21 protein-coding genes are annotated in these 21,537 nt (G+C 52.2%); 9 read left to right on the top strand and 12 right to left on the bottom strand.

Features of this window, described 5'->3' with window-relative positions:
- Nucleotides 1-36: 36 nt before the first annotated feature.
- A complete protein-coding gene (locus CGZ75_RS07945) occupies nucleotides 37-933 on the bottom strand; it encodes an AraC family transcriptional regulator (protein ID WP_089523668.1) in 897 nt (298 codons plus the stop codon).
- 146 nt (nucleotides 934-1,079) lie between these two features.
- Here CGZ75_RS07945 and CGZ75_RS07940 point away from each other — a divergent pair, with 146 nt between their 5' ends.
- From CGZ75_RS07940 to CGZ75_RS07930, 3 genes are all read left to right on the top strand, one after another.
- On the top strand, nucleotides 1,080-1,928 hold the full coding sequence (locus tag CGZ75_RS07940; RefSeq protein ID WP_089523667.1) for a sugar phosphate isomerase/epimerase family protein: 849 nt from the start codon (nucleotides 1,080-1,082) through the stop codon (nucleotides 1,926-1,928).
- The gene (locus CGZ75_RS07935; RefSeq protein WP_089523666.1) at nucleotides 1,928-2,947 is read left to right on the top strand and encodes a Gfo/Idh/MocA family protein; all 1,020 of its coding nucleotides are present in this window, start codon (nucleotides 1,928-1,930) and stop codon (nucleotides 2,945-2,947) included. Before CGZ75_RS07940 ends, CGZ75_RS07935 begins: the two co-directional genes overlap by 1 nt.
- 278 nt (nucleotides 2,948-3,225) lie before the next feature.
- Nucleotides 3,226-4,113 carry a sugar phosphate isomerase/epimerase family protein gene (locus CGZ75_RS07930; RefSeq protein WP_089523665.1) on the top strand — a complete coding sequence of 296 codons (888 nt, stop codon included), beginning with the start codon at nucleotides 3,226-3,228 and terminating at the stop codon, nucleotides 4,111-4,113.
- Nucleotides 4,114-4,202: 89 nt separating this feature from the next.
- Here CGZ75_RS07930 and CGZ75_RS07925 read toward each other — a convergent pair whose 3' ends face one another.
- Nucleotides 4,203-5,123 (bottom strand): DMT family transporter, encoded by a 921-nt coding sequence (locus CGZ75_RS07925; protein WP_089523664.1) that lies wholly within the window; start codon nucleotides 5,121-5,123, stop codon nucleotides 4,203-4,205.
- Nucleotides 5,124-5,334: 211 nt separating this feature from the next.
- Between CGZ75_RS07925 and CGZ75_RS07920 the strand changes: the two genes are divergently transcribed.
- Nucleotides 5,335-6,801 (top strand): aminotransferase-like domain-containing protein, encoded by a 1,467-nt coding sequence (locus tag CGZ75_RS07920; protein ID WP_245850743.1) that lies wholly within the window; start codon nucleotides 5,335-5,337, stop codon nucleotides 6,799-6,801.
- Nucleotides 6,802-6,841: 40 nt separating this feature from the next.
- Here CGZ75_RS07920 and mtnB read toward each other — a convergent pair whose 3' ends face one another.
- The 8 genes from mtnB to CGZ75_RS07880 all read right to left on the bottom strand — a co-directional run bounded on the left by mtnB (nucleotide 6,842) and on the right by CGZ75_RS07880 (nucleotide 15,218).
- Nucleotides 6,842-7,501, bottom strand: a complete 660-nt coding sequence (mtnB, locus tag CGZ75_RS07915; RefSeq protein ID WP_089523663.1) for a methylthioribulose 1-phosphate dehydratase — start codon at nucleotides 7,499-7,501, stop codon at nucleotides 6,842-6,844.
- Nucleotide 7,502: 1 nt separating this feature from the next.
- Entirely contained in the window at nucleotides 7,503-8,237 is a 735-nt protein-coding gene (locus CGZ75_RS07910; protein WP_089523662.1) for a 2-hydroxy-3-keto-5-methylthiopentenyl-1-phosphate phosphatase, read from the bottom strand.
- 32 nt (nucleotides 8,238-8,269) lie between these two features.
- Nucleotides 8,270-9,490, bottom strand: a complete 1,221-nt coding sequence (locus CGZ75_RS07905; RefSeq protein WP_089524611.1) for a 2,3-diketo-5-methylthiopentyl-1-phosphate enolase — start codon at nucleotides 9,488-9,490, stop codon at nucleotides 8,270-8,272.
- Nucleotides 9,491-9,503: 13 nt separating this feature from the next.
- A complete protein-coding gene (proC, locus tag CGZ75_RS07900) occupies nucleotides 9,504-10,421 on the bottom strand; it encodes a pyrroline-5-carboxylate reductase (protein ID WP_089523661.1) in 918 nt (305 codons plus the stop codon).
- Nucleotides 10,422-10,526: 105 nt separating this feature from the next.
- Complete coding sequence (locus CGZ75_RS07895; protein ID WP_089523660.1) at nucleotides 10,527-11,813, bottom strand: glutamate-5-semialdehyde dehydrogenase; 1,287 nt, start codon at nucleotides 11,811-11,813, stop codon at nucleotides 10,527-10,529.
- Between the two features lie 42 nt (nucleotides 11,814-11,855).
- On the bottom strand, nucleotides 11,856-12,959 hold the full coding sequence (gene proB / locus CGZ75_RS07890; protein WP_245850742.1) for a glutamate 5-kinase: 1,104 nt from the start codon (nucleotides 12,957-12,959) through the stop codon (nucleotides 11,856-11,858).
- 362 nt (nucleotides 12,960-13,321) lie between these two features.
- The gene (locus tag CGZ75_RS07885; protein WP_089523658.1) at nucleotides 13,322-14,524 is read right to left on the bottom strand and encodes a pyridoxal phosphate-dependent aminotransferase; all 1,203 of its coding nucleotides are present in this window, start codon (nucleotides 14,522-14,524) and stop codon (nucleotides 13,322-13,324) included.
- Between the two features lie 127 nt (nucleotides 14,525-14,651).
- Nucleotides 14,652-15,218 (bottom strand): hypothetical protein, encoded by a 567-nt coding sequence (locus CGZ75_RS07880; protein ID WP_089523657.1) that lies wholly within the window; start codon nucleotides 15,216-15,218, stop codon nucleotides 14,652-14,654.
- Nucleotides 15,219-15,359: 141 nt separating this feature from the next.
- Here CGZ75_RS07880 and CGZ75_RS07875 point away from each other — a divergent pair, with 141 nt between their 5' ends.
- Nucleotides 15,360-16,169 (top strand): carbon-nitrogen family hydrolase, encoded by an 810-nt coding sequence (locus tag CGZ75_RS07875; RefSeq protein ID WP_089523656.1) that lies wholly within the window; start codon nucleotides 15,360-15,362, stop codon nucleotides 16,167-16,169.
- Here CGZ75_RS07875 and CGZ75_RS07870 read toward each other — a convergent pair.
- Nucleotides 16,166-17,074: a LysR family transcriptional regulator gene (locus tag CGZ75_RS07870; RefSeq protein ID WP_089523655.1), complete on the bottom strand. Its 909-nt coding sequence runs from the start codon at nucleotides 17,072-17,074 to the stop codon at nucleotides 16,166-16,168. The genes CGZ75_RS07875 and CGZ75_RS07870 overlap by 4 nt on opposite strands.
- Before the next feature lie 205 nt (nucleotides 17,075-17,279).
- Here CGZ75_RS07870 and leuC point away from each other — a divergent pair, with 205 nt between their 5' ends.
- The 4 genes from leuC (at nucleotide 17,280) to CGZ75_RS07850 (ending at nucleotide 20,873) form a co-directional block, all read left to right on the top strand.
- Nucleotides 17,280-18,701 carry a 3-isopropylmalate dehydratase large subunit gene (leuC, locus tag CGZ75_RS07865; RefSeq protein ID WP_089523654.1) on the top strand — a complete coding sequence of 474 codons (1,422 nt, stop codon included), beginning with the start codon at nucleotides 17,280-17,282 and terminating at the stop codon, nucleotides 18,699-18,701.
- A 45-nt stretch (nucleotides 18,702-18,746) separates the two neighbouring features.
- The gene (gene leuD, locus CGZ75_RS07860; protein ID WP_089523653.1) at nucleotides 18,747-19,346 is read left to right on the top strand and encodes a 3-isopropylmalate dehydratase small subunit; all 600 of its coding nucleotides are present in this window, start codon (nucleotides 18,747-18,749) and stop codon (nucleotides 19,344-19,346) included.
- A gap of 260 nt (nucleotides 19,347-19,606) precedes the next feature.
- Complete coding sequence (locus CGZ75_RS07855; RefSeq protein ID WP_089523652.1) at nucleotides 19,607-20,083, top strand: hypothetical protein; 477 nt, start codon at nucleotides 19,607-19,609, stop codon at nucleotides 20,081-20,083.
- A 463-nt stretch (nucleotides 20,084-20,546) separates the two neighbouring features.
- Nucleotides 20,547-20,873 carry a hypothetical protein gene (locus tag CGZ75_RS07850; RefSeq protein WP_217900049.1) on the top strand — a complete coding sequence of 109 codons (327 nt, stop codon included), beginning with the start codon at nucleotides 20,547-20,549 and terminating at the stop codon, nucleotides 20,871-20,873.
- Between the two features lie 60 nt (nucleotides 20,874-20,933).
- On the opposite strand, the gene CGZ75_RS07845 is transcribed toward CGZ75_RS07850, so the two are convergent.
- The gene (locus CGZ75_RS07845) at nucleotides 20,934-21,488 is read right to left on the bottom strand and encodes a nucleoside/nucleotide kinase family protein (protein WP_089523651.1); all 555 of its coding nucleotides are present in this window, start codon (nucleotides 21,486-21,488) and stop codon (nucleotides 20,934-20,936) included.
- Nucleotides 21,489-21,537 lie beyond the last annotated feature (49 nt).

Here is a 21,537-nt window from a genome sequence, read left to right as displayed (position 1 = left end):
TTCCCCCGTCTCTATCTAGCAAGACCTAACCCATATTCATCCCAGCAGAGCTTCGACTGTGCGAGCATACTCCGATGGCGGCATGCCAGTAGCACGTTTGAAGTCTCTGGAAAAATAATGCAAGCTGGAATACCCCAGCCGTGCCGAAATTTCCGTCATGCTATAACTGCGCTCGCGGATCATTGACTTCGCTTCCTCCAGCTTCATCTGGCGGAACAACTCCATCGGCCCCATGCCGCTATGCAGCTGCACCAGCTCTTTGAGTCGGGTGCGCCCAAGATGGGCCGCCTGGCATAGATCCTCCAGCGTTAACGTCTCCCCGAGCTTCTCTCCCATAAAAGCTTTCAGCTTATCGATTGTATCTTGTCCAGCCGCGCGCATGGCCGGAGTGGCCGATCGCCGGTTGTCACGTCCCCCAGCAGCATCAGCGCTGCGAATCTGACTGATCAGCAGTAGCTCAAGACAGAGCCGGAACATCTGCTCCGAAGTAGGCGGAGCATTAGGATTGCGCCGAATCTGGTGAGTTTTCGGGTCATGAAAGGGCGGCAAGAAACTCGCAAATCCCTCTTGCAGCAGAATCGACAGCCAACCAACCTCTCTTTCTTGAAGAACGTCCACCCGGTCGTGAAGCTTCTCCATGAGCGGGCTGGAGCAGGTGAAAGCGATGACGATCAGGTTAGGCGGTCGATGTTTGCTGTCCACTCGGACCGTATGGAACTCCCCTGGTTTATGGAAAACGATGGTGCCTTGCTGCAGAACAAGCAGCCTGTCGTCGGCACGCACCTCTACCTCGCCCTTGTCCACATATAATAGCTCCCAAAAATCATGCGACTCACCCTCAAACAAAAAGCCCTTTGGGTATTCAAAATAATGCAAGGAAATCAATTCGTCGACTTGTAAGTCCTGTTTAAGGTGTAATGGAATATAATTCATGTTTGGTTTTCCTCCATCAGGACGTTATGCCTCTATCGTACCACGAAAATGCAAAAACAGCGGCCAAAATGATAAATTCAAAACGCTTTCTTCGGTCTATAATCCAAGGTATAAACGTTAGGAAATAGAAGAGGAGGCTGCACTTCATGAAAAAAGGAATTAACGCATGGTCCTTCCCGGCTGGCACTACGGTTGAGCAAAGCATCGCCATCGCCAAGGACGCTGGATTCGACGGTATTGAGCTTGCTCTGGAAGAAACGGGTCAGCTTAGCCTGGAAAGCAGCGACAAGGAAGTTCTCGGTTATTTGCAACTTGCACGCGATACGGGTCTGGAGCTGTCCAGCCTGGCGAGCGGTTTGTACTGGTCCTATCCGCCAACGAGCGACAGCGAGGCTACCCGCAACAAGGCGAAGGACATCATCCGCAAGCAGCTCGAATTCGCAGCCCTTCTTGAAGTGGATACGATTCTGGTTGTGCCAGGTGCAGTCGGTGTCGATTTCATTCCTGGCGCTCCGGTAGTCGCCTATGATAAAGCGTATGAACGCGCCTTGGAGACGTTCCAGGAGCTGGCATCCGAAGCAGAGAAGCTCAAGGTCAACATTGGTGTTGAAAATGTGTGGAACAAATTCCTGCTGTCCCCGCTAGAGATGAGAGGTTTCATCGATGCGGTCGGTTCCGATTATGTCGGCTCCTACTTCGATGTAGGCAACGTCGTTTACTCCGGTTATCCAGAGCATTGGATTCAAATTCTCGGCTCTCGCATCAAAAAGGTTCACTTCAAAGATTACCGCCGCGCGGCTGGCGGACTTCATGGCTTCGTTGATCTGCTTGCTGGCGATGTGGACTATCCTGCCGTCGTGCGTGAACTGGAAGCAATCGGCTATGACAGCTTTGTCACCGCCGAAATGATCCCGCCTTATACGCATCATAGCGTTCAAATCGTATACAACACTTCGGCAGCGATGGATGCCATTCTCGGAAGGAGCAAAAAATAATGATTCGAATTGGTATGATTGGACTTGGCTTCATGGGACGGGCTCATCTCGAAAACTATTTGCGGCTGGAGCAAGAAGGTGTGCAGGTTAAGGTTGTCGCGATCTGCGACGCCGACCCGGTTAAGCTGCAAGGAGGTGGAGGCGGAGGCAATCTCGACGCAGGCAGTACGGTCGTGGATTTGACGGCTTTTGCCCAATATACTTCTATTGCCGAGATGCTCGAAAAAGAGGATCTGGACGCGGTAGATATTACTTTGCCAACATTCCTACACCGCCAAGTGACAGTTCAATGCTTGGAAGCAGGCGTGCATGTATTATGCGAGAAACCGATGGCTATGGATACAGATGAGTGTGACGCGATGATCCAGGCAGCTGAGCAAGCTGGCAAATCGCTGCTGATTGGCCAATGCCTGCGCTTCTGGCCTGCCTATGTTGAGCTGAAAAAGCTTATCGACGAAGGTTCACTTGGAAAAGTAACCTATGCTTACTTCTACCGCGGCGGCGGGACACCGACTTGGGGCCCTTGGGTGCTCGAAAAGGACAAAGGCGGCGGTGCTCTTCTGGACATGCATGTGCATGATACCGATGTCGTCAACTGGCTGTTCGGCAAGCCGGAAGCTGTTTCCACAAACGCAGTTAATGTCATCCCAGGCAGCGGATATGACATTGTGTCGACGAATTATCGTTACTCGCAAGATGCGGTCATCCACACTCAGGTGGACTGGACGCTGAACGGCGATTTCGGCTTTGAGATGGGCTTCCGCGTCACTTTCCAAAATGGTAATCTGCAGTTCGTCAACAATCAGCTGCGTGTGAATCCTAATGATGCTCCGGGTTATGTTGCAGAGCTGTCGGATAACCAAGGGTACTATTACGAAATCAAGTATTTCGTAGAGTCTCTGCTGAACGGTACGCCAATTGAGGAAGCGGACGGTCAAAGCACGAAGGACACTATCGCCATTGTACGCGCCGAAATCGCCTCTGCTGATCAGCGCGGAGAATGGGTAACGGTCGGCTAAGAAGCTAGCGCCGTTGAATTTGTTCTAACAGGAGCTCGTCCGCATCTGCGGCGGGCTCCTGCTTGCGTTTTGCCTACGCTCCGCCTGCGTTCCGCACAAAAATCCAACTACTCGGCAATGCAGTTCTAGTCCGTTAGGCGATAGGTTATTAAGATAGAACTATGGGATGAATATGCTCATCGGAGCTGGTTTCGGTGCTGCAATCTAAGTCATCTTTTACAGAATCATCGCTATCGAGAAACGGTAATTTTACACTATGAGTAAAGGCGGTTTTTAATATGGCTATTAAGAATCCGATCGGCGTAATTGTGGACAGCTTCCAGGTAGGCGTTCGTGAAGGGCTGCGCAAGGCGAAAGAAGTCGGCGCAGACGGCGTACAAATCTATGCTGTATCTGGTGAAATGGACCCGGACCGTCTCGATGCGGCCAACCGCAGGGAGCTGCGCGAATACATCGACTCTCTCGGCCTCACCATTTCCGCGCTTGTTGGTGATTTGGCAGGACATGGCTTCCAGGATAAAAAAGAGAACGTCTGGAAGGTCGAGAAATCCAAGCGTATTCTAGATCTGGCGCTTGATTTGGGATGTAACATTGTCACCACGCATATCGGAATCGTGCCAGATGATGAAAACAGTGAAATCTACCAAACGATGCTGCAAGCTTGCGATGAGATCAGCCGTTATGCAAGCAGCAAAAACGCCTACTTCGCGATTGAGACCGGTCCGGAGCGTGCGACGCATCTGAAGGAGTTCCTCGACAAGCTGAGTACGAATGGTCTGTCCGTCAACTTTGATCCGGCCAATATGGTCATGGTGACAGGCGACGACCCGGTGCAAGGCGTATACACATTGGGCAGTTATATTGTCCACACCCATGCCAAGGATGGCATTAAGCTCAAGGAAAATGTGGACCCCCGCAAAGTTTATGGCATGCTCGGCTTCGAGCATGAAGCGATGAGCCATGAGAAACTTGCGGTTGAAGCCGAGGAAGGCGATGATTTCCGCGAGGTACCGCTAGGCGAAGGCAAAGTGGACTGGCCGAACTATCTCAAAGCGCTGCAGGACATCGGTTACACGGGTTACCTGACAATCGAGCGCGAGGTAGGCGCACAACCGGAGCAAGATATTGCCGCAGCCGTGCAGTTTTTGAGAGGCTTCCGCGCGTAAGAGTGGGCGAGTGATAGAATTTATTGAAGGCCGTCCAGTCCCCTAAAAAAGGGGGACTGGACGGCCTTTGATTTTAATTGCGATTAGACTCAAGCTGCCTTTTTCCGGCGCTGGGACGGTGTAGAAACATAGGCTTTCAACTCCTTGAGCTTGGGCAAAACGACGCCAGCCAGTACGAGCAGGCTTCCGCAAATCGAGAAGAGTGTCAACTGCTCCCCGAATACAATTGCGCCAATACTTAACGCTATGACCGGGGAAACGTACAGCCACGTAGAAGGAAAGAACGCATTGGTCGCTTTTATAAGCCAGGCAAACAAGCTATGTCCTAACATGGAGCCAACGGCAATCAGATACAGCAGCGAGCCTGTGGCGGGTAACCAAGCGATAGAGGCTGAGGAGGGACGTTCCATTAATGCGGATAAAAGCAGTAGTCCCGCTCCACCGACGACCATCTGAGCCGCGTTGAGGACGATAGGAGATTGCTCGGGATTACGCAGCAGTACACGTCTCGTCAAGAGACTTCCGGCTGCATATCCAAACGAGCTCAGCAGAACGAGTAAACAAGCCGTGAGCCACAAGCCGTCATTTCCACCCGACAGATTCGGAAGCATGAGCACAACTACTCCAGCAAAACCGAGCGCACAGCCGAGCTTTTCCATTCGATAAATACGCTGCTTTAGCGCAAGCGACTGCATCACTATAATCGCAATCGGGCCTGTCGCTGACAGCACGGCAGCCATGCCGGAGTCGATATGCTGTTCCGCCCAATAGAGCGCCGAGAACGTCGTAAACGTACTACCTGCTGCGATCAGCAGCACCTCTTTGCGAAAAAGCAGTGAAAGTGAAGCTTTGCGACGCCACATCAGCCAGGCATAAATGATAGCTCCAGCTGCCACAAAACGAATACCGCCCGATAGAAATGGCGGCAGCCCCGCTTCTACGCCAACCTTGATAGCTAGAAAAGTCGTACCGAAAACCATGCACATAATTACATAATTGAACAAAACCATGATGCTTCCCCCTTGTGCTAGTCGTTGATGAATGTAGAGCCCCGATGATGAATTCCCGCTGTTCAATGCTTATGGCGTCCTGTTAGGTGTTTGGACGGCTTTTCCATAGTAGAGGCATCATAACAGTTGACAGTTAGAACAGATTAATTAAGATTAGAACAGAAAGGATTAACCGGAAACCGGAGGATAACAACGGAGGGGAGGCGGAATCATGGAGCAAAAAGAGCAACAAGAGCAAAAAGGGCAATCTGAGGGTCGTTCGATGAAGCTTAAGGTGGAGGAAGCCGTGCTGGAGGGACTGCGAACCGGTGAATGGAAGGAGGGCGAGCGGCTTCCTTCCGTGCGCGTGATGGCGGAGAGGCTTGGCGTACATCGTTTAACGGTCCTTAAGGCTTATAGCCGGTTAGAGGAAGAGAGGGTGCTGGAGTCCAGATACCGCTCCGGTTATTATGTACGGAACCGGGAGTCGGGGGTGGGACTTCCTGCAGGAGGACAGGAGGGGCATTGGGCTTATGCGGCCCGGCCGGGTTACCGCAATCGCAGCCGATTATCGGATATACACAGCTTTCCCGTGATGTATAGAATGTCTGAGGCGCTCCTCGATCCGACATTGCTACCTAACCGTTTTCTTGCCAGCCACGCCAAAGAGGTGCTCGACCGACATCCGATGGTGCTGAGCACTTATTCAACTGTTATGGGAGACCTCGCGTTAAGGGAAGCGATGGCGGAGTATTTCCGGGTTCGGCATGGAATTGAAGCGACAGCGGAAGAAATTATGGTCACCTCTGGCTCGCAGCAAGCGATAGATTTGGTGTCACGCGCTTTGGTTAAGCGGGGGGATAAGGTGTTAATCGAGCGCCCGACGTATAGTCCGGCAATCGATCTGTTTCAGCAGCAGGGAATCCGCATGCTTCCAGTAGATCTGACCCCTGAAGGATACGACTTGGGGAGAATTGAGGAACTAATGCGGGTGGAGAAGCCGCGGATGTTTTATTTGAATCCCACTTTTCATAATCCGACCGGATACACGGTGCCGACTGTACAGCGCAAAGCGCTGATCGAGTTGGCGGAGCGTTATTCCTGCATTTTAGTGGAGGATGACGTTTATCATGATCTATATTTCGATAAGCCGCCACCGCCGCCAATGTTCTATTACGACACGGAAGGTTATGTCGTTTATATTCGCAGCTATAGCAAGTACATTGCCCCTGGTTTACGCATGTCTATGTTGATTGCACGCCCATCGGTCATGGAGGCGATCCGTCCGATTAAGGCTCTGGCCGATGCGGGAACTCCAGTTCTCGCTCAGAAAATATTCCATTCCTTCTTTTTCTCCCATCGCATGCAGGAGCATATTGAGAAATTGAGACTTGCTGTTCGCTTACGCAAGGAAGCTATGGAGCATGCTTTTGAGCACAGCGGATGGAAATGGAGGAGTCCAGAAGGAGGCTTGAATCTTTGGATCCAGCTTCCAAAAGAAATATCTGCAGAGCAGCTGCTTGCCCGCAGTCTGGAGCTGTCCGCCGCTTTTGTTCCCGGCAGCATCTGCGATCCTTTTGGAGAAATGGATGATTGGATTCGAATTAGCTACTCCTTGCTAGGAGAGAAAAGTATCGCTGAGGGAGTGGAGCGGCTGCTCGAAGCCGCGGAATCCTTACCTTCACGGAATTCCAATTAAAAAAATGGCCATGCAGGGAGCCCCTGCATGGCCATTTAGCTTAAGAGCGAGTTTTATTCAGCAGCTCCCAGCGGTACACATATTCAAACAGGAATTCAAACGATTCCAGGTGACGCTTCGCCTCGAAGGCATCTGCTCCCCAAGCATAAATGCCGTGTTTGCGCAGCAGCACACCTGGCAGGCGAGGGTTCAGCACATCGGTAATTTCGGGCACGATACGCGGAATGTCGGCAAAGTTAGGAACGATGGGAATCTCGATATGAGCTTCTTCTTCCCAAATGCCGAGACCTTTGATCAGCTCAACGCCGGTGACGGGCACGGAGCGGCGCTCCCAGAACCATTCCGAGATCACATTGCTGAAAATGGAATGAATATGGAAAATAGCTCCCGCTCCGGTCAAACGGTAAATTTCGCAATGAATCAACGTTTCGGCAGAGGGCTTCAGTGCGGTGGACTCGCATGGCTTGCCATTTTGGTCGACGAGCAAGTAGTCCCCCGGCGTGTGCTTGGACTTATCCTTGCCGCTCGCTGTAATGGCGAACTGGAAGCTGCCGGGATTGTAATCCCCGACGCGCACGGATAAATTACCGCTTGTTCCGGCGAACCAGCCGCGAGAGGCGAATAACTCTTTCACCTCGGCCAGCTCGGCATAAGCGCGTTGTTTGTCCTCTAGCTTCGGTTGGAATTCCTGAAATGACATGTTATATCCCTTCTTTCTTGGAGTGCTGGCGCTCCTTCAGGCTGGCAACAACACCATGGAAGGTAGCGAACTCATGGTGTGGAAGGTCGAGCTCACGGCATTTGAGCGTAAGATGGGAGCGGGAGTACACCTGATCAGCCAGCTTCGCACCTTCGAAGTCGGTGATGCTGTCGCCGATAAGAATCCGCTCATAGGACTCGGCCGGGTAACGGCGGATGACCGCTGTTTTGCACATGCCGCAGCCGCCGTTTGGACAATGTTCATCGCAGGAATGCGGCCACAGAATCTCGATTCTTTCACCAGTAAAATCCGCACGGTTACAATAGATATGATCTTGAGGAATGCCAAATGGCTGCAGCAGCGGATATACAAAAAAGTCAATGCCACCACTCGTCACGAAAAATTCGATCTCTTCTTCATGGCAATAGTCCAGCAATTCCTGGAACCCATCGCGGATAACGGCGTTGCTGATGGAGAAACGGATGACCTCTTCCTTCATGGAAGCCGGGAGGAGGCGGAACAAGTCGCCCACTCCTTGTTGGATAGACATTCGTTGTTCAATGGTATCTTTCACAAGCGTTCCCCAACCCTGGGGGTTGAAATGCTTGATTATCGCGATAATATTATCGTTTTCGGTTATCGTTCCGTCAAAATCGCAGAAGATAACGCGTTTTTTGGCCGCTGAGGAAACCTCTGTATGTATAGCTGTTCCACTGCGGGCTGACTCATGATTCATGCTTTTATGCCTTCTTTCGTAAATGCATTTGCTTAAGCTTCGCGAACGCCCCAAGCTTCCACAGCTGCACGCAGCGCTTCATGGCCTGGCTCGGCAGCCGCTTGCTGAAGCGGAACTCCGCTCATCGCCGCTGTTATAGCCTGACGGAATGCCTGTCCGCCGGCGGCTGCGCCTCCGGGATGACCATGTACGCCGCCGCCGGCATTAACGACGGAATCCAGACCGAAGTCACGCACTAGGAGCGGCACGAGTCCAGGGTGGATGCCAGCGGAAGGGACAGGGAAACTGGTCCGCATCGGGCGAGTTTCATCGAGCAATGCCTCGCGGATGGCCAAGTTTTCCTCCTTTGGCATAACGACGGAGCCGTATGGCGATGGGAACAGCACAAGATCCGCGCCAGCGAGTCGCATCAACTTGCCGAGCAAGAGCGGGGCGGCGATGCCGTAATGCGGCGATGGATAAAACGCCCCGGCCAGCGCTGGATGCGCTGCGATCGGTACATTAATCGTGGAGTCGGCGCTCAGCTCATGCAGAGCATCGTAGCCGTAGGCGAGCACATTGAACAGCAGCGCGTTTGCTCCCTCCGCGATTGCGCGGCGGGCTTGATCGGCAAGTTTGCTCGTAGGGCCCGTCAGGTTGACGGCGTAGAGCAGCTTTTGTCCCGTCTGCTCCGACGCCCGGCGGGCCGCTTCCATACAGACGGTTACACGCCGATCGATGCCGGTTTCCGCATTTTCGAACAGAATCTCGTCATCCTTGATCAGGTCAACACCGCCCAGCGCCTGCTGGTAGAACTGCTCTTCCAACCCTTTCAGATCATGGCCAATAACCGATTTAAAAATGCTCATAAGCAGCGGGCGGTCATGGACGCCTAGCAGGCCGCGCACACCCTGGATGCCGAACTTCGGACCGGGGAATGCACTTTGGAAGCCTTCTGAAACGTCGAGATCGATGAGCTTAACGCGGCCGTCCATCGACAGTTTGCCGAACACCGTTACGAGCAGCGCCGGAATATCCCGGCTGAAGTTGATGTCCGGGTAGGCGATGCGAATATCGGCGTGGCGGCCCCCGGGAGAGCCGTCGCCTTCATGCTCCTCGACTGACAGCACTCGGCCGAGATGTTTTTCCATCTCTGCTTTGCGCAGCTCAGGAAGATCGGTCCAACTGCCGACCGTGAGGCCAACTGCGATGGACAGAGCTTTTTTGGCAAAATCAGCCCCATCATCATGCACGCGATATGTCGCGACGCACATGCCAGTTAATCCGTTAAGATTCGTGTTGGTCACCAAGAACACTCCTTTCCAGTTCGCGTCCAATGTCGGCCGCTCGCTCTGCAGAACGCTTCATGCCGCTGCGAAAATGCAGTCCGACCTCATGCTCCTCCATGAGAGCAATCGCGGCTTGCGTAGTACCGCCGGGACTTGTCACCTGGCGGCGTAGCTCAGCAGGCTCCTCGCCCGTCACACGCATCATCTCAGCAGCGCCAAGCATCGTTTGCACGGTAAGCTCACGAGATAACGCGCTGTCCAGTCCAAGCTCAACACCAGCCTTAATCATGGATTCCATGATGTAGTACAGGTAGGCGGGGCCGCTGCCGGAGACGCCAGTAACAGCTTCCAGCAGATTTTCCTCGACCGTCACAGTGAGACCGACCGAACGGAACAGCTGTTCACCGATCATGCGCTGCTCTACGCTGACATCCGGCGAGAAGCTGATGCCAGTGGCACCAAGACCGATGGAACAGGAGGTGTTCGGCATCGTGCGGACGACCGGCAGCCGCTTGCCGATTAAAGCTTGAATCGTACGGATGGACAGACCGGCAATCATGGAGACGATCAACTGGCCTTCCCGCAGGATGCTGCTCACGGAACGAATGGCTTCCTCGGCGTCCTTCGGCTTCATGCTCAGAATGATGACATCGGCTTCGGCAAGCATTCGTGATTTGTCCTCTGGTGTTTCAGCGGTTGTGAGGCCGTAGCGTGAGCGAAGTTCAGCCAGACGGGGACCGCCGCTGCGGTTGAACATGCCGATTCCCTCCGGCGGACATAACTTGCGCTCGGTCATGCCTCGTGCAACGGCTTCCGCCATTGAGCCTGCACCGTAGAAGCAGAAGCGCAGCTGCTGCAGCTGCGAGTTTTGTGAAGCTGAAGCCGCAGCGGAGTCTGCGGCAGTATGCATAGTCATGAATAGGTGCCTCCTTGTGTCTGATATGCGGTAAGCCGCTTAGGGCTGAATAACGTTGGAAAAAGTGATCCGAGGCGGGACGAACACGTCGACCCAGTAGAGCGATTACCCCCGGATCTGACCGTTGCCTTGGATACGGTACTTGGTTGAGGTGAGTGCAGGCAAGCCCATCGGGCCGCGAGCATGCAGCTTCTGCGTGCTTATGCCGATTTCCGCGCCATAGCCGAATTCAAATCCGTCCGTGAATCGGGTTGAAGCATTATGGTAAACGGCGGCGGCATCTACGCGATCGAGGAACGCCGAAGCGGCTTCATCGCTAGCTGTAACGATGCATTCCGAGTGACGAGTGCCGAACTGCTCAATATGCTCCAGCGCTTCCTCGAGGCTGCTCACCACGCGAATGTTCAGTATATAGTCGTTGTATTCTGTTGCAAAGTCCTGCTCGGTCGCCAGCTGAAATTGTGCTGCGTCTCCGGCAAGTTTAACCGTTTCCGCGCAGCCCTTCAGCTCAACGCCAGCTTCCTTCATCGCGCCAGCTATATGGGGGAGATGTGCCGCAGCAAATTCACGGTGCAGCAGCAGCGTCTCCATGGAATTACATACCGATGGCCGTTGCACTTTGGCGTTGAGTGCGATAGGGAGAGCCATCTCGACATCCGCATCTTCATGGACATAAGTATGGCAGATTCCAGCGCCGGTCTCAATGACAGGCACGGTTGCATTCTCGATAACGTTGCGAATGAGAGCTGCGCCGCCGCGTGGAATAATGACATCCAGCAAGCCGTTCAGTTTTAGCATAGCATCAGCAGAAGCGCGGCTTGGATCTTCGATGAGCTGCAACGCTTCAGGTGGGAGGGCCGAGCCTGCCAGTGCGCCGCGCAGCACTTCGACCAGCTTGAGGTTCGTCTGCAGGGCGGCGCTGCCGCCGCGCAGTACAACGGCGTTGCCGGTTTTCAAGCAAAGCGATGCTGCATCCACGGTAACATTAGGCCGTGCTTCATAAATCATCCCGATGACGCCGAGCGGCACGGTCACCTGTGTAATCTGCAAGCCGTTCGCACGCTGGATGTTTTGCAAGGTGTTGCCAACAGGATCGGGTAAAACGATGACCTGGCGAACGCCCTCGGCGATGCCGACGATGCGCTCCGGTGTGAGCTTCAGCCGATCTAGTAGGGAAGCGGGGGTACCGCCCTCGCGGCCGCGTTGCAAGTCGATTTCATTGGCTGCAAGCAGCTCCGGTGTACGTTGAACCAAAGCGGCTGCAATGAGCTCAAGAGCTTCGTTTTTTTGCTCCGTTGTGAGAACGGCAAGGCTGGCCGCTGCTTTTCTGGCTTTTGCCGCTTTATCCTCTGCTTCGGCCCTTGGCGAGGTATACGTAGAATTGCTGTTCATCTATAGTTCCTCCTTATTAATCATCGTGTCCAAAATGCCGCGTCAAGCCAGCGTAATCCATTCATCGCGGTGGATGACTTCAATCCGATTGACCTCGATCCGTCTGCGGACTTCCTCGGAGCTAAGGCCGGCCGCTGCACGCAGCTGCCAAGCGGCATAGTTGACGATGCCGCGGCCGATCAGCTTGCCCCCCCCATCCGTCACTTCGACGACATCGCCGGGATGGAATTCGCCGCTAATTTCAGTTACGCCTGCAGGCAGCAGGCTTTTGCCTCCATTTATAAGTGCGTTCTTCGCGCCTTCATCAACCGCAACTCGGCCGCTTGGCGTGGAGTGGAAGCCGAGCCATTGCTTTTTGACGGGAAGATGATTTTTCTGCGAATCAAAATAGGTGCCTTTGCCGCGTCCGTCAGCGGCCAGCTGCAACTCGCCGGGCTCCAGCACGCGCCCGATGAAGGCCGGTACGCCGCCGCGCATGGCGATGCGGGCTGCTTCGATTTTGGAGCGCATGCCTCCGGTACCAACGCTAGTGCCAGCGCCGCCGGCATGACTCATCAGCTCACCGGTAATTTCCTCAACGCGCTCGATTTTGCGGGCATTGGGATCGTACCTCGGATCGGCGGTATAAAGCCCGTCGGTATCCGTAATAATAATGAGCTGCCCAGCCCCGACCAGATTGGCGACCAGCGCCGAGAGCATATCGTTATCGCCAAATTTAAGCTCATCCGTCGATACGGTATCATTTTCGTTAATAATCGGGATGACCCCTTGTCGCAGCAGCTCTTCAATCGTCATCATCGCATTGCGGCCACGGCCCCGAGTCGTAAAATCCGGTCGCGTCAGCAACAGCTGCGCACAGCGGATGCCTTCTGAGGCAAGAGCCTCCTGATAAGCCTGCATCAGCAGCGCCTGGCCGACCGCAGCGGCCGCTTGTTTTTCATGCAGCAGCTTGGGTCTGGATTCGTAGCCGATTACTTTAAAGCCAGCCGCTACTGCGCCGGAAGTGACAAGCAGCACCTCATGGCCTTGCCGATGCAGGGATGCCAACTCAGCGGCATAAAACGCCAGCTGTTTTTTGTTCAATCCGCCTTCGGGACTCGTAAGCGAGCTGCTCCCGATTTTGATGATGCGTCTTTGTCCGTTCATGTTAACTGTCAACTCCTGATTCACTTTTTCCACCGAGCAATGGGTCAGCATACAAAAAAAAGCTTTCGTCCTCTAAAGGACGAAAGCTTCAGCTTCCGCGGTACCACCTTAAACTTGGACGGCAAATGCCGTCCCTCTCGGGGCCCTTGTAACAGAGGGCGCTGTCCGGCTCCTCGCCGGGCGCTCCGGGACGGGTGCAGACGGCGAGCGCTGCAATCTCTCCCAGCCAATGGAGATTGCTCTCTGATGCGCCGCTGATGTCTGGCATTTCCCTTCATAGCGTCTTGAGTTTTATGATTGCAACCAGCATACCATGACGCCCGATCACTGTAAAGCCGTAAAGGAACCCGGATGGAGCCCGTTCAGCCGAACAACCCGAGCTTCCCGATTCGTGCGATCGCCTCGCGCAGCCGATCCTCATCGGTAAGCAGGCCGAGCCGCACATAACCTTCGCCGTGGGTGCCGAAACCAATGCCTGGCGCGACGACAACGTCGGCTTTTTCCAGTACAAGGTCAGCGAACTCTGCCGAAGTATAACCTTGCGGCACAGGCAGCCAGCAGAAGAAGGAGCCGCCCGGTCGCTCGGCCTTCCAGCCGATGCGATCCAGCTCTTGGAATAGGGCATTCAGTCGGGACTCATACTTAGCGCCTAGCTCCCGCACCGATTGCTGCGAACCGTTCAGCGCGGCAGCGGCAGCTTCTTGAATGCCGCCGAACAGGCTGCAGAAATAATGGTCCTGAATCAGGTTGATCAGCTCGATAATCTTCGCATTGCCGAGCGCAAAACCAACTCGCCAGCCGGCCATATTGTACGTTTTAGAAAGAGTGTAAAACTCAACTCCAACGTCTTTGGCTCCCGGAGTTTCCAGGAAACTGATGGGGCGTTGACCATTGAAGCCGAGCGCGCCGTAGGCGAAGTCGCTTGCCGCGACGATTCCGTTACTTGCAGCGAATTCGACTGTTTCACGGTAGAACTCCGCTGTAGCTACGGCTCCAGTTGGATTGTTCGGATAGTTGAAAAACATCAACTTGGCGTCTTGGCGGTCAGCATCGCTGATCGCTCTGTAATCCGGCAGGAAGCTATTTTCCTCGCGCAGCGGCATAAAGGACATACGCCCTCCAGAGAGGGACACGCCGGACCAATAGTCGGGATAACCGGGATCTGGCACGAGGCATAGATCCCCAGGATTCAGCAGGCACTGACTGATCTCGATCAGCCCTGTTTTGCCCCCGAACAGAATAGCCACCTCAGTTTCCGGATCAAGGTCAACGTTGTAGTCCTCCTTGTAGCGCTTAGCCACAGCTTCCTTTAAAAAAGGATAACCGCGAAAAGGGGGATAACGGTGATATTTCGGGTCCGCGGACGCTTGCTGCATCACTTCTACGATATGCGCAGGTGTCGGGGTATCAGGGTTACCTTGACCAAGGTTGATTACATCCCGGCCGCGTGCGGCCTGTGCGTTGGCTTTACCGACCAGTTTGGCAAAAAACTGCTCTGGCAGCCCCTGCATCCGGTTAGCGGGTACAATGTCGGGCACCGTTCCGCTGAAGCGGCTATTGCTCATCTTGTCATCACTCCATTGCTCATCCTTGCAGAAGTCCGCAGCTCATGCGATAGGCCTTCCAGCATTCTGCACCCATGGTATCAGAGGAAGGTCAAGCTGTCGAGAGGCCGGGATGAGAGTGGGGAATTCAAGGCTGGATACCGGTTTTATTGAAGAAGGGAGTCAGGTCCGGATTGGCCGTCAGTAGATAAGGTTTCTTTTTTTTGTCGAATACGAGCAGCTCGGGTTCACGCTCCTTACAATAAAACAGGAACACATCCTCAACTTGAAAGGTAAGGGTACCTTTGCGCAGCTCATACGGTTCTTGAAGTGGTATACGGAAGACATACCCGCATTTTTCATCTGGAGACAGATTTGCGGAAAGGCCTTCGGCAGAATCAAGCCAGCTTTTAGCCATCTGTTGGTACTCCGCCGAATTGTCGAGCGTACGCACGACTTTACCTGCATTGATATCAAAAATCTGCACCGGACGGTGTGCAGTTTGGGGAGCGGAAGAGGCCTCAAAAGCTTCGGCCATATTCGCCGGAAGGAAAACAGGCGGTAAATCAATGTTTTCGCCTGCTGCTGGACTCCATGAGCTTGAACTAATTGCTGCAGGCGATGCGGCGCCAACTTCCGGCAAATCAGCGAACACAAAGGTCAAAACAAGGGAAAAGGCAGCAAAAGTGGCCGCATGGTTTAAGCGTTTGGGCATAGGGAGTGCTCCTTTCGTGCTGCTCAGGGCAGCCGGGACTCTACCCTTAACCTGTCCATCTTGACATCACACTATGAGACGTTAAGATTAGAACAATCAAAAGGTACACGGTTATTTTGCCGGGGAAAGGTGCTGTAATAGATGAATAAACAAAACGGAGGCCTCCGCGTTGCGGCGCTGCAAATCCATGTAGATGCTGGAGAGCCGGAGCTCAATTTTCAAAGGGTGCAGAGCCGATTGCAGGAGGCTGCATCAGCGGATATTAAGCCTGACGTCATTATTTTGCCGGAAATGTGGAATACGGGTTACGCACTCGATCGCATTGGAGAACTGGCGGACCCTGAAGGGGAACGCACTCGCACGATGCTTGCCGAATTCAGTCGGGAGACGGGCATTCATGCCATCGGCGGCTCCATTGCAGAGAAAAAACAGGATAAAGTTTTCAACACTATGTACGCTTTCGACCGGGAAGGGCGTTTAGCTGGGGAATATTCTAAAATGCATCTTTTCCGTCTTATGCAGGAAGAGAAACATCTGGCAGCAGGCGTGCAGCCCGGACTGTTTACGCTGGAGGAATCACAGGCTGGCATGATGATTTGTTATGATATCCGTTTCCCTGAGCTGGCTCGAACGCTGGCGCTGGCCGGTGCAAAGGTGCTCTTCGTGCCCGCAGAGTGGCCAAAACCTCGTCTGCATCATTGGCGGTCGCTGCTTATCGCAAGGGCAATTGAAAATCAGATGTACGTCGTGGCCTGCAACCGGACTGGAATAAGCGGTGAGACCGAATTTTTTGGACATTCAATGATTATTGATCCATGGGGTGAAGTTCTGGCCGAAGGCGGCGAGGAGGAAGAGATTCTAACCGTGGATATTGATCTGGCATTGGTGGATGAGGTGCGCGGCCGTATCCCCGTGTTCGAGGATCGCCGGCCGCAGCTGTATCGTCTTTAGTTGGTGTATTGCCCGTAATGTTTGCTCACAGCGGCTTTCATCGTCTCAATAAAAACTTCTGCCGCTTTGGACAGATAACGTCCCTTACGGCTGGCAATGACGAGTGTGCGGGATGGCTTGCCCACAAGGGAGCAAAAATGCGGCGTGAACTCGCTGCGTCTGCCATGCGCGATCATATGGGGAATAAACGCCAAGCCCATTCCTGCAGCTACGAGTGATTGCACCGTTTCAATATTGCTGCTCTCAAAAACAATTCGCGGCTGGAAGCCAGCCCCGGCGCATAGGTCGATGGCGATTTGCCGGAAGCCTTGGCCTTTTTTGAGCACGATGAACGGCTCGTCCTGCAAGGACTCAAGCGCCACAGGCTCCGTGCGGCCGGCAAGCGGATGGTTCGGAGGGACTGCAAGCGTGATCTCCTCTCGAATCAACGGCTGATAGATCAGCGTGGAGTCAATGAGCGGCAGCGATAACAGACTGATGTCCGTCTGGCCGCTGACGGCCAGCTGCTCCAGATGCGCGGTTGTGTCCTCCACGAGCACCAGCTCAATATCGGGATAAAGCAGGCCGAATTGGGGCAGCACGATCGGCAGGATATGGGAACCGGTAATCGGCAGGCTGCCGATTACGAGGCGGCCGCGCCGCATTTGCGCCATATCCTCCATCTCTGTTTTGAGCTGCTCGATACTGTCGAGAATGGACTGCGCTTTATCTACAAAAACCTCTCCTGCATGTGTAAGCTCCACAGAGTTGGTCGTGCGGCGCACGAGCAGGACACCAATTTCTTTTTCTAGCTTGGATAGCTGTTGGCTGAGCGAAGGTTGAGCGATATGAAGCTTCTCCGCAGCACGGGAGAAGTTAAGTTCTTTGGCGATGTGAATGACATATTGCAATTGGCGCAGTTCCATAGTTGGCTCCTCTACATAAGCTTTATAGCATAAGGCTATAACCATTATAGATATTATATCTTGGAACAATCAACATATAACGTGTATTCTAGTATCAGATTAATAAACCGTTTCTTCACAAATGGTTCACTATTTGTTCACAATTTCGAATTTTAAGACAGACAACACAATGTTTATGAACTGATACTCATACGAGGTGATACAAATGAAAAAGCGTACTATGTTCGAGAAGATCTGGGACAATCACGTTATTCAAGCAGAAGAAGGCAAGCCAAGCATCATCTATATTGACCTGCATCTGGTCCATGAGGTTACTTCGCCGCAGGCGTTCGAGGGACTTCGCCTTTCTGGCCGTGGGATTCGCCGCCCGGACCGTACATTCGCTACGATGGACCACAATGTACCGACCAAGGACCGTTTCAACATCAAGGATCCAATCTCCAAGCAGCAAATCGACACCCTGACTAAAAACTGTGAAGACTTTGGAGTTAAGCTGTTCGACCTTCACAACATTGATCAAGGCGTTGTACACGTTATGGGTCCTGAGATCGGCCTCACTTGGCCGGGCAAAACGATCGTTTGCGGCGACAGCCATACGAGCACACATGGTGCTTTCGGCGCGCTGGCTTTCGGTATTGGCACGAGCGAAGTTGAGCATGTAATGGCGACTCAATGCCTGCAGCAGTCAAGGGCAAAAACGATGGAGATTCGCTTCAACGGCTCCCGCAAACCGGGCGTGACAGCGAAAGACATGATTCTTGGTCTGATCGCCAAGTATGGCACGGATTTTGCTACCGGTTATGTACTTGAGTACACTGGCGAGTCGATTCGTTCCCTGACGATGGAAGAGCGTATGACCGTCTGCAACATGAGCATCGAGGGTGGCGCTCGCGCAGGCCTTATCGCACCGGACAGCACTACGTTCCAATACCTGCGCGGCCGCGAATACGCTCCTCAGGGAGCTGACTTCGACAGGGCTGTCCTCGCTTGGAGCGAGCTCTCCTCCGACGAAGGCGCCGAGTATGACACTGTGCTTGAATTTGATGTCGACAGCCTGATTCCGCAAGTTACCTGGGGCACAAGCCCGGGCATGGGCACAGATATTACGTCTGTCGTTCCGACTCCGGCTGATCTGCCAACAGAAAATGAGCGTAAAGCAGCCGAGAAGGCGCTTGAATATATGGATCTGAAGCCAGGCACGCCGATGGCACAGATTCCTATCGATTATGTATTTATCGGCTCTTGTACGAACGGCCGCATCGAGGATCTGCGTGCTGCAGCCGAGATCGCTAGAGGCTACAAAGTCAGCAACCATGTAACAGCAATCGTTGTTCCAGGATCTGGACGTGTCAAGCTGCAGGCGGAGAAAGAGGGCCTCGATCACATCTTTACGGAAGCGGGCTTTGAATGGCGTGAGGCTGGCTGCTCCATGTGCCTGGCGATGAACCCAGACGTTCTGGAGCCTGGGCAGCGCTGTGCATCGACGTCGAACCGTAACTTCGAGGGCCGTCAAGGCCGCGGCGGACGTACGCATCTCGTATCCCCAGCTATGGCGGCTGCTGCAGCCATCAAGGGACATTTCACGGATGTGCGTGATTGGGAGATCAAACAAAAAGTAGCGAACTAATCTGCGGCCTATCGCAGCTTCATACAGAAGGGAGCACCAACGACTATGGAACCATTTGTTAAACATACGGGCATCGTAGCCCCTGTTGATCGGGTCAATGTGGATACCGACGCAATCATTCCTAAGCAATTTCTCAAGCGCATCGAGCGCAGCGGCTTCGGCCAGTTCCTGTTCTTCGAGTGGCGTTTTGACGAAGAGGGCAATGTGAACCCGAACTTTGAGCCCAACAAACCGCGTTATCAGGGCGCTTCCGTCCTGATCTCCCGTGCTAATTTTGGCTGCGGCTCCTCCCGCGAGCATGCACCATGGGCCATTTTGGACTACGGCTACAAAGTCGTAATCGCTCCGTCCTATGCGGATATTTTCTACAACAACTGCTTCAAGAACGGTATTCTTCCGATCAAGCTGAGCGAGGAGCAAGTTGAAGATTTGTTCCAGCGCACAGCGGCTCATGAGGGCTACCGGTTGAACGTTGATCTGGAAAATAACCTGCTGACCGATGACCATGGCCTGCGCATCGAGATCGAGCTCGACGAGCATCGTCGCCAGTTCCTGCTGCAAGGGCTGGACGATATCGGCCTCACGCTCAAACATGCCGATGCTATTACCGCTTATGAAGAACGCCGCCAAGGCGCGTTTGCTTAAGAGGCTGATTTAGACATTAGGATTATCAAAGTGAACAGACACCGCTTGGCTCCCAAAAGGGAGTTGAGCGGTGTTTTTGTTTTTCTAGAATCGGCGCAGCATAGAGAGAAGGTTTACAGGTAGTAGCCGTGCCATAGGGAACCTTTTTTTAATATTTATATAGAAATACCCGAATCAGGCGGGCATCCCGGTTGGTTCAATAGAGGACAAATTTATAAATCCTCGTTTTATTTCGCAACACAGCTGCGGGAGGAAAAGATATGAATCATTCGATAGAAATTTCTAAAGAACGGAGCTTGGGAATTGTACTGGTATTGTTTATTTTGCTTGTAATAACCCTCTCTATCTTTTCCATTCCTCCTACAGAGCTGGGCGGTCAGCTTGAGCTGGGAATCGCCGCAACACGCAGATTCCGGGTCGTTAATGAAACGCGAATATACACGTTAATGGCAATCCGCAGCAGCGGAGACTTCGAATCTCCAGGACCTCCGATTCCATTCGAAATACCGCCGAGAGGAGGAGATCATAATTTTGAGGTGGAGGTCACCGGAGATGCATCAATTGAGTTCCGAGTAGAAGAGCATACTAGCGAAGGTGGGTATTTTGTGCGTGGATTCGTCGAGGTCGGCATGAGGACAGATCTTTTTGCAAGAAGGTCTGTCTCAGTAACGTTGTTAAATCACCCTCCGGTCACCTATCAGGTTACGGATTCCAGCAGCGTTATTACATTCAGATAACCGCTATATTATCTCTGTATTTGATTGCATGCAGTTAAGCCTCCGAAGCGAAGATGTTCGGGGGATTTTTTGCGCGCTTGCGGGCACTGGTTAAACAAAGGGCTCATGCCGAAATCGAGAAGAACCGGGTCAGAAATGGTGGCCAATTAACTTCATATTTACGCATAAAAAATTTTAGATGATCCCTTTTTTAACAACTTTCCGAGCCTGTTTTCGTTTATATAGTTACCTTAATTTACCAATGTCAATGCCGTCGACGAGGGCAAAGCGGTGAATCCGGTTAATGCTCAAATCTTCGCTGGTAAACAAGAAAGCAAGTCTCTAAGAGAGGTGTTAACTTGAAAAAAATATTTAAATTTACTCTAATTATTGCATTTCTTGCTCCAGTTTTAACTGCTGTATTCATTCCGTTTTATAACAATTATAATGCATATTCCGTAAAAAAGATTTAATCAGCTTACCTTTGCCAGACAAAACTAAGATGGTAGATTCTGTATCATTAGCCGGAAAATTAGTGGGGAATGGAAATGGAATGCAATTTTTCGGTGCTATTTTAATCAAATCGGAACTGACTATCGATGAATTAAATAATTTTTATTTAGACTATCGAGAAGATGAATGGAGTTACTTAGTTGAAAAGCAAGAAAGTAATTTAATTTCTGTTATTGAAATTGGTAACACGACTTTCAAAGCGTTAAACGCAGATGAAAGACTAGTCAACTATTATATTGTTTATAATTGGGGCAGCAGTAAGTTTCCATTAAGTGATCTTGATTTACGAGGACATTAACTCTCGAGACTCAGAGCATTTCTGCCCGACCATTCATGCACTAATCCATCGAAGGCATAATCAAGTCATCTTAAACTTTTGATCTATAGTCTGAGATATAACACAAACAATTTCAGATATAGATAAAGTGCCATCAACAATAGTGTCAGAGTTCGGCTTTATCGTTTTTAGCATCTCCAAATAACCCCGCCTCCCTTGTGATAAATAGTTATTCATATCCACTATGATATTTTCAACAGGACTATTGTTAAAATCTCTTGAAACACGACGTGCCATTGCAATATCCAATGGAGTATCAATAAACACAGTGCAATTAATGAATTTGCTCATTTTAGAGTGTTTATAGGCAAACGGAAAGTCCAGCACTATGTAGTTTAAAGGTTCGGTAAGCAATGCTTCTAAATCTTTAATAAGAGGCGATAAATCCCAGTCGTCGTAATCAGCTCCATTATCAACCCAACCTATAATGTCTTCAGGACCATCGAAATTGTAATTGTCAAAAAACAGTGTTTTAGAGTTTTCCAGTTTTTCATTGAGATGCGTCGAGATTGTTGTTTTTCCTCCACCAGATACCGCAGCAATGGCAATAACAAAAGGTAACTTGCCTTTTTTCATAATTGTCCCTCCTATTTTTCAAACGTTAGTTTAGCTCGAACTGTGCGGC

This window comes from Paenibacillus herberti, assembly GCF_002233675.1.
In the GTDB taxonomy this organism is placed as follows: Bacteria; Bacillota; Bacilli; order Paenibacillales; family Paenibacillaceae; genus Paenibacillus_O; species Paenibacillus_O herberti.
This window is presented reverse-complemented; position numbering and strand designations above follow the sequence as displayed.

Bases quoted from the DNA above. Each gene is read 5' to 3' on its own strand.
- CGZ75_RS07945 (WP_089523668.1), bottom strand. From the start codon at position 933: ATGAATTATATTCCATTACACCTTAAACAGGACTTACAAGTCGACGAA.
- CGZ75_RS07940 (WP_089523667.1), top strand. From the start codon at position 1,080: ATGAAAAAAGGAATTAACGCATGGTCCTTCCCGGCTGGCACTACGGTT.
- CGZ75_RS07935 (WP_089523666.1), top strand. From the start codon at position 1,928: ATGATTCGAATTGGTATGATTGGACTTGGCTTCATGGGACGGGCTCAT.
- CGZ75_RS07930 (WP_089523665.1), top strand. From the start codon at position 3,226: ATGGCTATTAAGAATCCGATCGGCGTAATTGTGGACAGCTTCCAGGTA.
- CGZ75_RS07925 (WP_089523664.1), bottom strand. From the start codon at position 5,123: ATGGTTTTGTTCAATTATGTAATTATGTGCATGGTTTTCGGTACGACT.
- CGZ75_RS07920 (WP_245850743.1), top strand. From the start codon at position 5,335: ATGGAGCAAAAAGAGCAACAAGAGCAAAAAGGGCAATCTGAGGGTCGT.
- mtnB (WP_089523663.1), bottom strand. From the start codon at position 7,501: ATGTCATTTCAGGAATTCCAACCGAAGCTAGAGGACAAACAACGCGCT.
- CGZ75_RS07910 (WP_089523662.1), bottom strand. From the start codon at position 8,237: ATGAATCATGAGTCAGCCCGCAGTGGAACAGCTATACATACAGAGGTT.
- CGZ75_RS07905 (WP_089524611.1), bottom strand. From the start codon at position 9,490: ATGTGCGTCGCGACATATCGCGTGCATGATGATGGGGCTGATTTTGCC.
- proC (WP_089523661.1), bottom strand. From the start codon at position 10,421: ATGACTATGCATACTGCCGCAGACTCCGCTGCGGCTTCAGCTTCACAA.
- CGZ75_RS07895 (WP_089523660.1), bottom strand. From the start codon at position 11,813: ATGAACAGCAATTCTACGTATACCTCGCCAAGGGCCGAAGCAGAGGAT.
- proB (WP_245850742.1), bottom strand. From the start codon at position 12,959: ATGAACGGACAAAGACGCATCATCAAAATCGGGAGCAGCTCGCTTACG.
- CGZ75_RS07885 (WP_089523658.1), bottom strand. From the start codon at position 14,524: ATGAGCAATAGCCGCTTCAGCGGAACGGTGCCCGACATTGTACCCGCT.
- CGZ75_RS07880 (WP_089523657.1), bottom strand. From the start codon at position 15,218: ATGCCCAAACGCTTAAACCATGCGGCCACTTTTGCTGCCTTTTCCCTT.
- CGZ75_RS07875 (WP_089523656.1), top strand. From the start codon at position 15,360: ATGAATAAACAAAACGGAGGCCTCCGCGTTGCGGCGCTGCAAATCCAT.
- CGZ75_RS07870 (WP_089523655.1), bottom strand. From the start codon at position 17,074: ATGGAACTGCGCCAATTGCAATATGTCATTCACATCGCCAAAGAACTT.
- leuC (WP_089523654.1), top strand. From the start codon at position 17,280: ATGAAAAAGCGTACTATGTTCGAGAAGATCTGGGACAATCACGTTATT.
- leuD (WP_089523653.1), top strand. From the start codon at position 18,747: ATGGAACCATTTGTTAAACATACGGGCATCGTAGCCCCTGTTGATCGG.
- CGZ75_RS07855 (WP_089523652.1), top strand. From the start codon at position 19,607: ATGAATCATTCGATAGAAATTTCTAAAGAACGGAGCTTGGGAATTGTA.
- CGZ75_RS07845 (WP_089523651.1), bottom strand. From the start codon at position 21,488: ATGAAAAAAGGCAAGTTACCTTTTGTTATTGCCATTGCTGCGGTATCT.